Here is a 15,170-nt window from a genome sequence, read left to right as displayed (position 1 = left end):
TTATGCGCTATATTTCAACCCGCGGCACCGCGCCTGTGCTGACATTTGAAGAGGCTATGCTGACCGGGCTGGCTCGTGATGGCGGGCTATATGTTCCAGAAGAGGTCCCGACTCTGACCAAGGCCCAAATTGCAGGCATGGCAGGCAAATCCTACGAAGATGTCGCCTTTGAGGTTATGCGCCCATTCATCGGTGAGACATTCAGCGATACGCAGTTTCGTGAATTGATTGCCAAAGCCTATGCTGGTTTTGGTCACGCGGCCCGTGCGCCCTTGGTCCAGCTGGCACCGAACCACTTCCTTCTCGAGCTTTTCCACGGCCCAACGCTCGCGTTCAAAGATTTCGCCATGCAACTGATTGGCCAGATGTTCCAGGCAGCTTTATCGCGTTCTGGGGATCGGGTCACCATCGTTGGGGCCACATCTGGTGATACGGGGTCTGCCGCCATCGAAGCCTTTAAGGGGCTGTCAAATGTGGACGTCTTTATCTTGTTCCCACATGGTCGCGTGTCAGAGGTGCAGCGCCGCCAGATGACAACGCCATCCGAATCCAACGTGCATGCGCTGGCCGTTGATGGTGACTTTGATGACTGTCAGGCGGCGGTCAAAGATATGTTCAACGACTTCGCTTTCCGTGAAGAGGTCAAACTGGCTGGTGTGAACTCGATCAACTGGGGCCGTGTTCTGGCTCAGGTCGTTTATTATTTCACATCTGCGGTTAGCCTTGGCGCACCCCACCGCGAGGTGAGCTTTACAGTTCCGACAGGTAACTTTGGCGATATCTTTGCGGGTTACATCGCCAAGAAAATGGGCCTTCCGATTGCCGATCTGGTCGTTGCGACGAACCGTAACGACATCTTGCACCGCACGTTGGAAACTGGCGCTTATACCAAAGAGGGCGTGACCCCAACGATTAGTCCATCAATGGATATTCAGGTCAGTTCCAATTTCGAACGTGCTTTGTTCGATGCTTATGGTCGCGATGGGGCGGCTGTTGCTGGGCAGATGGACGACCTAAAGCAGGGTGGTTTCCAGATCAGTCAGGGTGCCTATCAGATGCTGAAAGATACCTTCAAATCTGGGCGCGCCTCAGAGGAAGAGACCCAAGCCGCAATCAAGTCATACCGGGCGAATACCGGCGAATTGCTGTGCCCACACACTGCTGTCGGCGTGCATGTGGCAGATGCGCATTTGGGGGCTACGCCGATGGTGACACTCGCGACTGCGCATCCAGCGAAATTTCCCGATGCCGTGAAAGAAGCCTCAGGCGTCGCGGCACCTCTTCCCCCGCGGATGGCGGACCTATATGACCGACCAGAGCGGGTCACACGTGTGGCCAATGATCTTGCAGCGTTGCAAGCGGTGATCAGGGAACGGATCTGACTTTGACAATTCAAATGCACACACTGTCTAACGGTTTTCGGATCGTGACAGAGCACATGCCAACATTGAAATCCGCAAGCGTCGGCATTTGGGTCGATGCTGGGGGACGTCACGAACGGCTTGAACAAAACGGCATCGCGCATTTCCTAGAGCATATGGCGTTCAAGGGCACTAAATCGCGTTCGGCATTACAAATCGCCGAGAGCATCGAAGACGTTGGCGGCTACATCAATGCTTACACCAGTCGCGAGGCAACGGCCTATTATGTACGCCTGCTCGAAGACGATGTGCCGCTGGGATTGGACGTCATTGCGGATATCCTGAAAGAGCCGCTCTTTACGCCCGAAGATATCGAAATCGAGCGTGGGGTCATTCTGCAAGAAATCGGCATGACCATTGATACGCCAGATGAGATGGTTTTCGACTGGCTCCAAGAGGTGTCTTATCCTGATCAGGCATTGGGCCGTACTATTCTGGGTCCGGCTGAACGGGTTAGCGCATTTCAGCAGGATGACCTACGCAAATTCGTCTCAGAGCACTACGGGCCAAATCAGATGATCCTTGCGGCAGCAGGAGCGGTGGATCACGATAAAATCGTTGCCCAAGCAGAGGCGCTGTTTGGTCATCTACCTTCTCTAGATCGCGATCCGAGCCTGTTAGAACCTGCTGCCTTTGGCGGCGGAGAGATTAGGAACCTCAAGGATCTTGAACAGGTTCACTTTGCGCTTGGCCTCGAGGGGCCGAACTATCGTGACCCGCAGATCTACACGGCGCAAATCTATAGCTCTGTCATGGGTGGTGGGGTGTCGTCGCGTTTGTTCCAAGAAATTCGCGAAAATCGCGGCCTGTGCTATTCGATTTTTGCACAAACCGGTGCGTATCAAGATTCTGGTATGACGACGATTTACGCGGGCACCAGCGCCGAACAGATCGCAGAGCTTGCCAACATTACAATCGACGAAATGAAGCGCGCCGCCGATGATATGACCGCAGCCGAAGTCGCCCGTGCACGTGCACAGATGAAAGCGGGTCTATTGATGGGGTTGGAAAGCCCCTCGAACCGCTGCGAACGGCTGGCGCGGCTCTTGGCGATCTGGGGCAGGGTGCCTGGTTTAGACGAGACCATCGCCCAGATTGATGCGGTCACAACCGGCGATGTCAAAGCCTTTGCCGAGAAAATGGCAGGTGAGGCCGCGACGGGTATGGCGCTTTATGGGCCAGCAGAATCCGCACCAACGCTAGAAGCCCTGAAAGAGCGGTTGGCCGCCTGATGTTGGGGACCAAGCGAAAGGTCCGGATTGAAACCGAACGGTTGACCTTGCGTCCACCAATTCACGGGGACTATCGCGCTTGGTCATCGCTGCGTCGTGATAGCACGAATTTTTTGACCCCGTGGGAACCCACATGGGCGGCGGATCATCTGACGCGCAAGGCGTTTACCAATCGGGTGTATTGGGCGCAGCGTTCAATCGCGAATGGCTCTGCCTTGCCGTTGTTCTTGGTCCGGCGCGAAGATCAGGCATTGGTCGGTGGCATTACACTCGACAATATTCGACGTGGCCCAGCACAGGCAGGGACCACAGGCTATTGGGTTGGCGAGCCATTTGCGCGACAAGGCTATATGCGCGAGGCACTGCAGGCCGTCGTCCATCACGCCTTTACCGTGCTCGACCTAAGCCGGCTTGAGGCTGGTTGCCTGCCTGAAAATGCACCGTCACGTCGCTTGCTCGAACAATGCGGCTATAAGTACGAAGGCGTCGCACAAAGCTATCTCCAGATTAATGGCCGTTGGCGTAACCACGTTCTTTATGCCAATTTGCGCCACGACCGACGTGGAAAGACCGACGTCGGTTAACACATAAAGGATTGGATCATGCTGAACCCTGTGACGCCAGAGTTTGAGGCCAGCCTGCGCGCGGAGCTTCCAGCCAGCACCTTCAAAGAAGATACCGCACCCTATATGTCTGAACCACGTGGGCGATGGGCCGGGCATGGTTTGGTCGTTGCGCCAGCCAGCACCCAAGAGGTTGCAACCATCGTCAAAGCCTGTTCCAAAGCGCAGGTCGGGATCATCCCCTACGGCGGCGGCACGGGATTAGTGGGTGGTCAATTGACGGACAGCGGGCCCAAACCTGTGGTGATTTCGCTCGAACGGATGAATACAATTCGTGCGGTCTACCCGACCGAGAACGTCTTGGTCTGCGATGCTGGGGTCATCTTGGCCGATGTGCAAAACGCGGCCGCAGATGTGGATCGCCTGTTTCCGCTGTCGCTGGCTTCAGAAGGCTCCGCCCGGATCGGGGGATTGCTGTCGACGAATGCTGGTGGCGTGAATGTCTTGCGTTACGGTAACGCCCGCGCGCTGTGTTTGGGGTTAGAGGTCGTGCGCCCTGATGGCAGTATCTGGAACGGCCTGACCCGCCTGCGCAAAGACAACACTGGCTACGATCTGCGCGATCTTATGATCGGTGCCGAAGGGACACTTGGGATTATCACCGCAGCCGCGCTGAAGCTTGCACCGCGCCCCGTCGGGATCGGTGCCGCGATGATGGCGGTGCCATCGCCACAAGCCGCGCTTGACCTGCTCGCGCTCGCCGGTGCGCGTATCGGTGACGGGATATCCGCCTTTGAGATTATTCACCGGCAAGGGTTGGATTTTCTCGCCGAGGTTGGTCCGGACCTGCGGCAGCCATTTACAGAAATTCCCGATTGGTCTGTGCTGATTGATGTGGGACTGCCTGCGGGTCTTAGCCCCGAAGACGCTTTGGAAGGGCTATTTGAAGCAGGGTTTGAACAGGGGCTGGTTACCGATGGCGTGATCGCGCAAAGCCGTGCACAGCGTCAAGAACTCTGGGACATTCGCGAGAACATCCCCGAAGCCAACCGCAGGATCGGTTCCGTGAGCTCGCATGATATTGCGCTGCCGCTCAGCGTAATTCCTGATTTCATCGAAAAAGGCGGAAAAGCTTTGGCCAAAGTTGGTGATTTTCGTATCAACTGTTTTGGCCACCTCGGCGATGGAAACCTGCACTATAACGTATTCCCAGCCCATGGTCGTCGTCGCGATGAATACGACGCCTTGCGCGGAGCCGTAAAGCAAACGGTGCATGACCTCGTGGCAGAAATGGAAGGGTCAGTCAGTGCAGAACACGGTATCGGTCGGTTGAAAGTCTCAGATCTAGAAAAATACGGCGACCCTGCCAAACTGGCCATGCTACGCGCAATCAAAAACGCACTGGACCCACAAGGGATCATGAACCCGGGCGCGGTACTGCGCGGTAGTCTGGATGCGGCGGAGGCGAGGTAGTGTCCAACCAAACGGCAGACAAGAGCCCAAACCCACGAATGCTGCTTGGTGTTTGAGTCACAGCTTTCAAAGGTTGTTCATTCTAGGTAACGTCAGTTCCAGCTAGTCGAACAAAGGTAGAGAAAGACGAGGTGCCATATCATATTGCAGGTGGTAGCAACGATCCACGTGTGGACCTAAAGCATTCAGAAATCCTGGAGCCGATTGACGGTGCCTATAAAAAGCTTGAGCTAATAGACAGTAGCCAAGACGGCAAATATGCTGTCACATTCAACAGCGGAAATAGTGGGCGGCCCGTTGATCCGACCCATATGCCTACGCGGCTACGACGGAAAGGAAACGAAGGGCGTCCTCTTTTCGACATTGATAATATGTGGGGTGGAGGCCTTCTTGTCACTGAGCGCTTCAAAGAGATTGTGGAAAGTTTTGAGCCAGGCGTTCACTAGTTTTTTCCTATTCAGGTTGAGCAACGCGGGAAAGTCATCGCTGAACGTTACATCTTTTATATTTGCAATCGTCTGGACACGCTTGCGAAGGATCTATGTGTGCCGCCCGTGGCCGATAGTGCAAAATATATGCCAGCCTATGACGGGAATGATCGGCGCGTATATGACTCGCACCGTATCGGGCCGCGTCACGCATGGCGCGACCGGGCCTCAATAGGTCGCATGGTCAGCAATGATCTTTTTGACGCCCTACAAAAGGCCGACTTCACAGGGCTTGGTTTCACAAAATACTACCAAATTTGATGAAACGATAAATATCTAGAAAGAATTTCTGTGTCAGCATTTTCATCTTTCGATAGGTATCACGCATTTGCTGATATTTTTTGACACAATAGGAAGCGGAAAGCTGGAAATCGATACAAGCTCTATGAATGACGGCTTTGACCCGCGCAGCACGTATTGGTTCGATAAATTGCAAGTTACCTGTCGGGAAATTGCAGGTTAGGTATCAGCGCGGTCATGAAGTACCAAAAATCAAGAGTATTTCAGCCGCAAAAAAGTGTTGCTGTACGTGTACAGCCAGACCGGTTTGGATGCTGTTAGACCTCGCATAACTTGGCCTCTTAGTCATTGGCTACCTGAGTGCCATTGGCCGAAATGATAGTGTTTTGTGTGCCTAGCTCGGCAATCAGCTCCAGGTTCTTTCGGGTGTTGCCGTCCACCACGGTCAAAATACGAAACCGGCGGCCATCGGTTAGCGCATCAGAAACGAAATACAAGCTTCATTTGTGGTTCGGCCCACAGCTTGTCCACTGGACCCTATCCTCTATGCTAAGACGCGCAAAAAGAGGCGCCCGATTGGACGCCTCTTTTCGGGAGGGATCGTGATTATTTGGACAGAACAAACGGAGCCGTGTAGTTGGATGCGTTGTCTGCCGTGATCAGTATGCAGTCAAAGAGTTGCTTTTCGTCTTCGACCATCGGGGAGCCGTTCTTGATGTAGTAATCTGCCTGACGCACAGCGGCTTCGGAAAAGACGGCCACGGGCTGTAGCACGGTGTAGGCGAGCTCGCCTGCTTTCACTGCATCAACCGCATCGGGAGAGCCGTCAAAACCGCCGACGACTACGCCGTCCAGTCTGCCTGCTTCTTTGAGGGCTGCGATTGCGCCCAGAGCCATTTCATCGTTTCCTGCGATCACAGCGTCGATGTCATCGTTCGCTTGGATGAGGGACTGCATCTTCGTGTAGCCTTGGGTGCGGTCCCAGTTGGCCACTTCTTCGGCGAGCTTGGTCATCTCTGGGTATTGCGAAATCACAGTTTCATAGCCGTTCGAGCGGGTCGCCGCATTGTTGTCGGACGGGTTGCCGAAGAACTCGACGTAGTTGGCTGCATCGGTTTCGAGATAGCGCGGGGATGTGTTGACGTAATCGATCCACTGGATCGCTCCCATAGCCGCACCTTGGGCGTTGTTTGACACAAGCTGTGCAATTGCCAGTCCTGGCTCGTTGATTTCCGCGTTCACGAGGAAGACCGGGATGCCCGCGTCGACGGCCTTGCGCACGGCACCAATAGACCCGTCAGCATTTGCAGGGTCGAGAATGATCGCAGCCGCTTTGTTCGTGATTGCAGTGTCGATCAGCGTGCTCTCGGCGTTGGTGTCCCCTTTGTGGGCAGCAACATTGGCCTCGTAGCCCAGTTCCTCTGCTGTGGCTTTGGCCACTTCGCCTTCGGTGAACCAGTAGGGGTTCGCGGGATCGTTGATGATGATCGAGATTAGCCCATCGGCCCACGCCGCGTTTGCCATCAGCGGTAGGCTTGCAACGCCGGCAATGAAAGCGCGTTTGGTGAATTTGAACATGTAGTGGTCTCCCTTGTGGATTTGATGCCCTTGGGTGGGCGGTTTTTCACCTCCGGGGTCTCCTCTGCCCAGGATGTAAAGTGAACGGATGTGCAGTGGCTCAGCTGCGACGCGTGCCACTGTATTGGATGGAGTTCAGCAGCACGGCGAGAACGATGACTGCACCAGTAAAGACGGTCTGCCAGTAGGCTGAGACGCCGATGATCACGAGGCCATCAGACAGAAAGCCAATGACGAATGCGCCAAGGACCGTTCCGAGCACCGTGCCGCGTCCGCCAGTCAGGGCTGCCCCGCCGATGACAACTGCCGCAATGGCGGTCAGCTCGTAGGTGGTGCCTGCTGTCGGGCCCGCAGAAGTGAGCTGCGAGCTGAGCACGAGGCCGGCCACGGATGCACAGACGCCTGACAGCATATAGACAATGACTTGCACGCGCTTGACGGGAACGCCCGATAGCTGGGCGGCGCGTTCGTTTCCACCCGAGGCATAGAGCCAGCGGCCGAAAGCGGAACGGGTGAGCAGAAGTGCTGTTGCCACTGCGATTACGGTAAAAATGATTACGCCGATTGGCACAGAGGCTAGGCGGTTGAAGCCAAGCCAGTCGAAGCCCGTGTTCCCGAGCGAGGGGTCGCCCGACAGGTTGTTGTAGGTCAGACCATTGGTCATCAGTAGGCCAACACCACGTGCAACATAGAGCGAGCCAAGGGTTGCAACAAAGGCGGGTACGTTGAAAAAAGCAACAAGGATGCCGTTCACCAGACCCACGGTTGCGCCCACGCAGAGCGTCAGAACAACCACGGCCCAGACTGGCGGATAGACGATGACGCTACCTACTTCGACACCCTGCATCAGCCAGCCTGCGAAGACCCCTGACAGGCCGAGCACGGAACCGACCGACAGATCGATCCCGCCGTTTAGGATGACCAGAAGCATCCCGATGGCCAAGAGGCCAAAGATCGCAACGTGGTTGGCCATGATCAGGAAGTTGCCGACCGAGGCATAGTTCGGCGACATCGACGAGAACGCGATGATAATCGCGATCAAGGCAAAGAATGCCCGCCCCTCGAGAAGGACTTTGATAAGGCTAAAGGAGCCTGATTTCTTGGCTGCGGCAGTGCCGTTTGTGCTGGTGGCCGACATGATCTCTTTCCCTGCGTTAATGGACCAGTGACTCGCCCGAGGCGGCCATGATCGCTTCTTTTGTTGTGTCGTGTGAGAACTCCGCAGAGATCTTTCCGCGCCGCATCACAATGATCCGATGGGCGATCGACAGACATTCACTGACTTCGGATGTGGTGTAGATGACCGCTAGCCCCTCGCGGGCGCGCTCGGCTAGAATTCGGAACACCTCGGCCTTGGCCCCGATGTCGATCCCGCGAGAGGGCTCGTCGAGCATTATGACTGAGGGATCAGTGACCAGCATCTTGCCGATGACGACCTTTTGCTGGTTACCGCCCGAGAGCGAGCCGATCATCGCGCTGGGACCGTCGGTCTTTACGGTCACATCGCGAATTGAATCCTCGACGATTTCCGCCTCTTGTCTGCGCGACGTGAAAAGCCCGCGGGTAAAATTCTGAATCGAGGCAAGCGATAGGTTGCGGCCCACGGTCATGGTCTGAACCAGTCCGTCGCGTTGACGGTCCTCGGGCACTAGCACCAGACCCGACTGGATACGGTCGGAAATTGTCAGCTTCGACACATTGTGCCCGTGTAATTCCACTGATCCCGCTACCGGCTTGATCCGGCCGGCAGCACATTCGAGCAATTCGGTGCGCCCCGCGCCCATAAGGCCGTATATACAAACAATCTCGCCCGCTTTCACATCGAGATCCATCGCATCAACGGCCAATTCGCCATCGGTATGCGAGGGTACGGACAGCCCCTTGATCGATAGCGCAGGTGCGCCGAAATCGTAGCCGGTAGGCGGGCTGCCGAGGTCGAAATTCTCTCCGACCATGTTGCACACGATCCATTCAAGATCGATCTCTGCGCGTGGAGCGTAGGCCGTCATCGTCCCATCCCGCAATACCACCGCGTGATCGGTAATCGTCAGGGCCTCTTCGAGGTGGTGCGAGATGTAGACGATGGACACGCCCTTCGCCTTGAGGTCGTGGATAACCTTGAACAGTACTTCGACTTCGGCAGCGGACAGCGCGGATGTTGGCTCGTCCATGATCAGGATGCGGGCGTCGACGGACAGGGCGCGGGCAATCTCGACGATCTGCTGCTGACCCAGACGCAGATCTTCGACCTTGGCGAGCGGGTCGATGTCTTCTTCCAGCTCCTCCATGAGTTTGCGGACCTGACGCTCTTCTTCAGCGAAATCGACGCCAAAGCGTCCACGGATTTCGCGCCCCATAAAGATATTGTCGCGCACCGTCAGGTTCGGAGCGAGGGATAACTCTTGGTGAATGATGCAAATCCCTAGCTCCTGCGCTTCGGTGGTGCTGCCCAATTCGACGGGTTGACTGTCGAGAATGATCTTCCCGGTGGTCGGCTTTTGAACACCCGACAGGATCTTCATCAGGGTTGATTTTCCCGCACCGTTTTCCCCGAACAGGGTTGTCACGTGCCCGCGGTGGACGTCAAAGTTCACGCCCTTGAGTGCCATCACAGGACCGAATGATTTGGTCACATGTCGCGCAGCTAAAACAATCTCAGCGACATCCGGGGTCTCGGTCGGTGTTTCTTCATAGGTAGGTGACATCATTGTGCCACCTCGAAAGCCACGGGTGTTACCAGCCAGTTGCGTGGGTTGATCAGGGTAAAGGCCCCCGTCACAGTCACCGTCTTGCCAATCAGTGTGTCGCGATCAAGCCCCTCGAGCACCTCGGACGACATGGCGCGATTGATACCCGAACCTGCATCCTGATACTCAATCTGGTTCTTGAACGCGCCGAACGCGATATCGCCTGTCACATCTCGCAAGTCAGTGCCGTTGACAGCGGGACCGGATTGAAGACGCACGCGGACGTTTTCAGGCAGACCGTCGATGCTGACGTCGAATATACCTGCTTTCACCTCACCAAGAACGCCTGTGAAGGTCACGGGCATTACGGCGCCGATGCCTGCTTTTGTGCCGAACTCGTCAATTGCGGCATCCTTGTCAGCGACCAGAGCCTCATAGAGTGCTGGGGCCGCGGGCGCCTTGCCGATTACATAGTCGCGAATCCGCGGGAAAGTATCCGTGCCAAAGCGGTCTGGATTGAAGGCCTGCTGACGAAGATCCTCTTCAGAGCCAATACGCACGACCTTGGTATCGAGCGCCATGGCCCCGAGCACAACCGCTGCACATAGAGGCAGAATCCATCTTGCCTTGGAGCGTGTCTGCTTGACTGCTTTCATCGAACTACCCGTTGCCATTGCGCTTCCTCTCGTTTCCCGCCGCTCACCCCATGAAGCTCCTTCATGGCGCAAAGGGCAGGTTGCTCCGCGCAGCAAGGAGCCGCCCGAAACAATACTGACTTCGCCCCGCGCAAGGCGCGGTTACGATAAATAATGTGGCAGACATTTCGCAGCGCCGCGTCAACGAGCGCGCAACATCTCCTCCCCTCATCTGAAAATCCACATCCCGATTCTCTTGCGAAAATCTGTGTTTTTTCAGCGCGCTGCTTGCAAATCAGGTGCCCTGACTGCCTCAGCGTCTGAAAAGACCTTAAGTGAAAAAAAATGCCGTGTCTGTAAAAAAAATCAGACACTGATATTTTTTTCTGCTAGACGTTCAGAAGATCGAACGGCTGGAGAGACTCGTATGCCGCTCGCAGATTAGCCCTTGAGGAAGGGTGTCGCCCGCTGATCACTGGGTGCAAAAAGTGGAGGAGGAACGTCGTGGGGATTTCGCGCGACATCATTGTTGGTATTGATGCAGGAACGTCTGTGATCAAAGCCGTCGCATTCGATTTTGCAGGCCGCCAACTCGCCAGTGCTGCTGTGCGCAATGCCTATACGTCTCATTCTGATGGCGGCGCGACCCAACCTTTGGGGCGCACATGGGACGATTGTGCGACCGCTCTGCGCGGGCTCGGAGAGAAAGTCGAAGGGCTGGCTGCTCGTTGTGCTGCGCTATCCGTGACGGCGCAGGGTGACGGTACATGGCTGATCGACGACAAGGGGGATCCAGTAACGGACGCCTGGCTATGGCTTGATGCGCGTGCGGCGCCCACAGTCGCCACGTTGTCGGGTTCACAACAAGATCGCGCGCGATTCGAGCGGACCGGGACCGGGCTCAATACGTGCCAGCAGGGTGCCCAACTGGCACATATGGATTGTCATCATCCCGAGATTTTGAACGGCACTGCGACTGCCTTTCACTGCAAGGACTGGCTATATTTCAAGCTGACAGGTCAGCGGGCGACTGACCCTTCAGAAGCGTCCTTTACGTTCGGCGACTTTCGCACTCGCCAATATAGCGACACGGTTATTGATGCTCTTGGGCTGGCGCACCGCCGCTCCTTATTGCCTGAAATCATAGATGGGACCGAAGTTACACATCCGTTGTCGGAAGGTGCAGCCGCCCAAACGGGGTTACTCGCCGGCACGCCGGTCTCGCTCGGTTATGTGGATATGGTGATGACTGCACTTGGCGCAGGCGTACACACGGGCGATCGGGGCGCGGCATGTTCTACCGTTGGCTCGACGGGGGTTCACATGCGTGCCGTGACTTCTGATAAGGTGGTGCTCAATGACGAAGGCACCGGCTACGTGATCTGCCTGCCTGCGCAAAATATGGTGACGCAGGTTCAGACCAATATGGCCGCGACTCTGAACCTCGATTGGGTTTTGGCCATGGCGGGCGATCTACTTGAAGAATTCGGTACGACTGTTTGCCACGCCGAGCTCGTGGCGCGGATCGATCGTTGGATGGCTGGGTCCGAGGTCGGGCAACTGGTCTATCACCCCTATATCTCAGATGCAGGCGAGCGGGGTCCGTTTGTCGATGCCACGGCTCGCGCGGGCCTCATTGGCATGACGTCACAGCACCGCTTTGGCGACATTGTGCGCGCCGTGATCGAGGGGCTCGGGATGGCGGCCCGCGATTGTTATGCAGCAATGGGGGCGATGCCATCTGAGTTACGTCTGACGGGTGGGGCCGCGCGGTCCTCGGCCCTGAGATCAGTGCTCGCAGGCGCGCTCGATACCCCCGTGCGTATATCCTTCCGTGAAGAGGCAGGAGCGGCGGGCGCTGCGATGATGGCCGCTGTCGCCATCGGTGCATACCCGACCATGGAAGACTGCGTGGCCACGTGGGTAACGCCTCTCTTGGGCGAACCTGAGGTGCCTGACGCTGCCCTCGTGCGCACCTATGGCTCTCTATTCCAATCCTATCAGTCTTCGCGCCGCGCCCTTGTGCCTGTTTGGCATGGGTTGGCCGCGCACAGAAATGGCTCAGATCCAAACAGCCGCGAGCTTGGCTCCGCGTTCAAGGAAGTAAAGAAATGAATACACCCGAACACGTCGATCTTTTTGTCATTGGTGGCGGCATCAACGGCGCAGGCTTTGCTCGTGATGCGGCCGGGCGAGGGCTTTCCGTAGTCCTGTGTGAAAAGGATGATCTGGCCGAGGGTACATCGTCGCGCTCGGGCAAGCTTGTCCATGGCGGACTGCGCTACCTTGAATATTACGAGTTCCGATTGGTGCGCGAAGCGCTGATCGAGCGCGAAGTGCTGATGAACGCCGCACCGCATATCATCTGGCCGCTGCGTTTTGTGCTGCCTCACAGCCCACAGGACCGACCTGCGTGGCTCGTCCGTCTTGGCCTGTTCCTTTATGATCATCTTGGCGGGCGCAATAAACTGCCAGGAACACGCACGCTCAACCTGCGCCGAGACCCCGAGGGTGCACCGATTATGGATCAATATAAGCGCGGATTTGAGTATTCGGACTGCTGGGTCGATGATGCCCGCCTTGTGGTACTCAATGCCGTGGATGCCGCGCACAAGGGGGCGGTCGTTTTGACCCGCTCGCCCGCCATCTCGGCGCGCCGCGAGGACGGGCAGTGGCATGTGACGACAAAGAACACGGTGACGGGCGAAACGCGTGAGTTTACCGCCAAGGTGCTCGTGAATGCTGCGGGTCCGTGGGTCACGGATGTGCTGACGCGTGTGGCGGGGGCTAATTCCGCCAGAAATGTGCGCCTAGTCAAAGGTTCGCACATCATCACCAAAAAGTTCTGGGACGGTCCGCACAGCTATTTGGTGCAAAATGACGACAAGCGCGTGATCTTCATCAATGCTTACGAGGGCGACAAAGCGCTGATCGGTACCACAGATATTTCTTATGACGGACGGGCCGAGGATGTCAGCTGCGACGATAGCGAGGTCGACTACTTGCTCGGCGCTGTGAACCGCTACTTTAAGGAAAAACTGCGCTGCGAGGACGTACTGGAAACCTTCTCAGGCGTGCGCCCGCTCTTTGATGACGGGCAAGGCAACCCCTCTGCTGTGACCCGCGATTACGTGTTTGATCTTGATGAGACTGGCGGCGCACCGCTGCTTAATATCTTTGGCGGCAAGATTACCACTTACCGCGAATTGGCCGAGCGCGGCATTCACGGACTAGACAAATTCTTTCCAAACATGGGAGGCGACTGGACCGAAACTGCTCCGCTCCCCGGTGGGGATATGGCGAATGCAGACTACGACCAGTTCCGTGATACGCTCAAGGCCCAGTTCCCGTGGATGAGCCGCGAATTACGCGAATACTACGGGCGGCGCTATGGAACGTTGACCGTACAGATCGTGGGCGAGGCCAAGAATACGAATGGTCTGGGCCAGCATTTCGGCGGGTTCCTCTATGAGGCTGAGGTTCGTTATCTGGTTGAAAATGAATGGGCACAAACCGCCGAGGACGTGATTTGGAGGCGGACCAAAAACCGCCTCATAATGACAGAGGCTGAGATCACCGCCTTTGCGACATGGTTCGACGAAAATATGGCGGAGATTGCATAAGATGGCGCTCTCCCTCTCACTCAACACCAATCCGCTGGTCAATCGCTTTGCAGAACCCGATGACCTGATCGAGGCCATCGCCCGCGATATCCGAATTCGTGATATCCAGCTAACCCATGAGTTCATCAATCCCAGTTGGCCTGCCTCTCTGATCCGCCGCCTTACCCGCGAGATGGATCGCGCGTTGGAGCGCACGGGCGCACGTGTGACCTCGGGAATGACGGGGCCATATGGGCGACTTAATCATTTCGGCCACCCCGTTACGGACGTACGGCGCTATTATGTGGACTGGTTCAAAACCTTTGCCGATATCGTCGGAGATCTCGGGGCAAAATCGGTCGGAACGCAGTTTGCGATTTTCACTTATAAGGACTTCGATGATGAGGTTCGCCGCGAAGAGCTGATCGAGATCGCGATCGACTGTTGGGCGGAGGTTGCTGAACACGCGAAGGCGGCAGGGTTAGACTATGTATTCTGGGAGCCGATGAGCGTCGGACGTGAATTCGGCGAGACAATAGCGGCTAGCATGGCGTTGCAAGACCGTCTCACCGCCGCTGATATGGCGATCCCGATGCGAATGATGGCCGATATCGATCATGGTGATGTGACCTCGAGCAATCCAGAGGACACCGATCCCTATACTTGGGCGCGGGCTGTTCCGCAAGTCAGCCCGATCATTCACATCAAACAGTCGATGATGGACAAGTCGGGCCACCGCCCCTTTACAGCCGAGTTCAACGCCAAAGGTGCGATTCAGCCCACCCCCTTGCTCGCGGCCTTTGCCGAAGGAGGGGCGGTAGACAACGAGATCTGTCTCGAACTCAGCTTTAAAGAGCGAGAGCCCAATGATCGACTGGTGATCGCGCAGATCGCCGAAAGCGTTGCGTTCTGGGCGCCGCATATCGACAGCGGAGCAGCGGATTTGAAGGTCTGATGAATGTACCGAAGGGCGCAGGCGTTTCCTGTGACCATCCGCCATAAATCTCAAGTTCGTAGCGCAGGGTGACACGCCCCTCCGGAGGTAAAAGCTGGGAGCAAATTGTGCCCTAGATGACCTGATGTAGTCGCAACTGGATACCGGTGCCTTGACCTAGCGGCCTCTGTTGACCCGCCCGATTTCCAACCGACCGAAGAGCAAATCTACGTCTATCGGGGCTATATTGTTATTAAGGGCGAAGAAACCGCAACGTGGAGCCGAACCGAAGATTTGATTTGAGCGGCAAGCGGCGA

The 15,170-nt window shown here is 56.4% G+C and carries 12 protein-coding genes; 8 read left to right on the top strand and 4 right to left on the bottom strand.

Features of this window, described 5'->3' with window-relative positions; translation table 11 throughout:
• The first annotated feature begins 2 nt into the window (after positions 1–2).
• The 5 genes from thrC to TW80_RS18555 all read left to right on the top strand — a co-directional run bounded on the left by thrC (position 3) and on the right by TW80_RS18555 (position 5,438).
• Positions 3–1,382, top strand: coding sequence for a threonine synthase (gene thrC, locus TW80_RS15010; protein ID WP_045998273.1), 1,380 nt, complete (start codon positions 3–5; stop codon positions 1,380–1,382).
• Between the two features lie 2 nt (positions 1,383–1,384).
• Positions 1,385–2,653: a M16 family metallopeptidase gene (locus TW80_RS15005; protein ID WP_045998272.1), complete on the top strand. Its 1,269-nt coding sequence runs from the start codon at positions 1,385–1,387 to the stop codon at positions 2,651–2,653.
• A complete protein-coding gene (locus TW80_RS15000) occupies positions 2,653–3,237 on the top strand; it encodes a GNAT family N-acetyltransferase (protein WP_045998271.1) in 585 nt (194 codons plus the stop codon). The genes TW80_RS15005 and TW80_RS15000 overlap by 1 nt, the downstream gene beginning before the upstream one ends.
• A gap of 18 nt (positions 3,238–3,255) precedes the next feature.
• Entirely contained in the window at positions 3,256–4,689 is a 1,434-nt protein-coding gene (locus tag TW80_RS14995; protein WP_045998270.1) for an FAD-binding oxidoreductase, read from the top strand.
• Positions 4,690–5,144: 455 nt separating this feature from the next.
• Complete coding sequence (locus TW80_RS18555; RefSeq protein WP_446720140.1) at positions 5,145–5,438, top strand: imm11 family protein; 294 nt, start codon at positions 5,145–5,147, stop codon at positions 5,436–5,438.
• Positions 5,439–6,023: 585 nt separating this feature from the next.
• On the opposite strand, the gene TW80_RS14985 is transcribed toward TW80_RS18555, so the two are convergent.
• From TW80_RS14985 to TW80_RS14970, 4 genes are all read right to left on the bottom strand, one after another.
• Positions 6,024–6,995, bottom strand: coding sequence for a D-ribose ABC transporter substrate-binding protein (locus TW80_RS14985; protein ID WP_045998268.1), 972 nt, complete (start codon positions 6,993–6,995; stop codon positions 6,024–6,026).
• Between the two features lie 100 nt (positions 6,996–7,095).
• Positions 7,096–8,133, bottom strand: a complete 1,038-nt coding sequence (locus TW80_RS14980; protein ID WP_045998267.1) for an ABC transporter permease — start codon at positions 8,131–8,133, stop codon at positions 7,096–7,098.
• Positions 8,134–8,149: 16 nt separating this feature from the next.
• Positions 8,150–9,703: a sugar ABC transporter ATP-binding protein gene (locus tag TW80_RS14975; protein ID WP_045998266.1), complete on the bottom strand. Its 1,554-nt coding sequence runs from the start codon at positions 9,701–9,703 to the stop codon at positions 8,150–8,152.
• Complete coding sequence (locus tag TW80_RS14970; RefSeq protein ID WP_045998265.1) at positions 9,700–10,356, bottom strand: DUF2291 family protein; 657 nt, start codon at positions 10,354–10,356, stop codon at positions 9,700–9,702. The genes TW80_RS14975 and TW80_RS14970 overlap by 4 nt, the downstream gene beginning before the upstream one ends.
• A 465-nt stretch (positions 10,357–10,821) precedes the next feature.
• Between TW80_RS14970 and TW80_RS14965 the strand changes: the two genes are divergently transcribed.
• The 3 genes from TW80_RS14965 to TW80_RS14955 are packed head-to-tail and all read left to right on the top strand — an operon-like array spanning position 10,822 to position 14,874.
• Positions 10,822–12,432: an FGGY-family carbohydrate kinase gene (locus tag TW80_RS14965; RefSeq protein WP_045998264.1), complete on the top strand. Its 1,611-nt coding sequence runs from the start codon at positions 10,822–10,824 to the stop codon at positions 12,430–12,432.
• Positions 12,429–13,940, top strand: coding sequence for a glycerol-3-phosphate dehydrogenase (locus TW80_RS14960; protein WP_045998263.1), 1,512 nt, complete (start codon positions 12,429–12,431; stop codon positions 13,938–13,940). The genes TW80_RS14965 and TW80_RS14960 overlap by 4 nt, the downstream gene beginning before the upstream one ends.
• Before the next feature lies 1 nt (position 13,941).
• The gene (locus TW80_RS14955) at positions 13,942–14,874 is read left to right on the top strand and encodes a TIM barrel protein (RefSeq protein WP_045998262.1); all 933 of its coding nucleotides are present in this window, start codon (positions 13,942–13,944) and stop codon (positions 14,872–14,874) included.
• The last annotated feature ends 296 nt before the right edge of the window (positions 14,875–15,170 follow it).

Origin of the sequence: Loktanella sp. S4079 (assembly GCF_000967725.1) — a bacterium.
GTDB lineage: Bacteria > Pseudomonadota > Alphaproteobacteria > Rhodobacterales > Rhodobacteraceae > Yoonia.
This window is presented reverse-complemented; position numbering and strand designations above follow the sequence as displayed.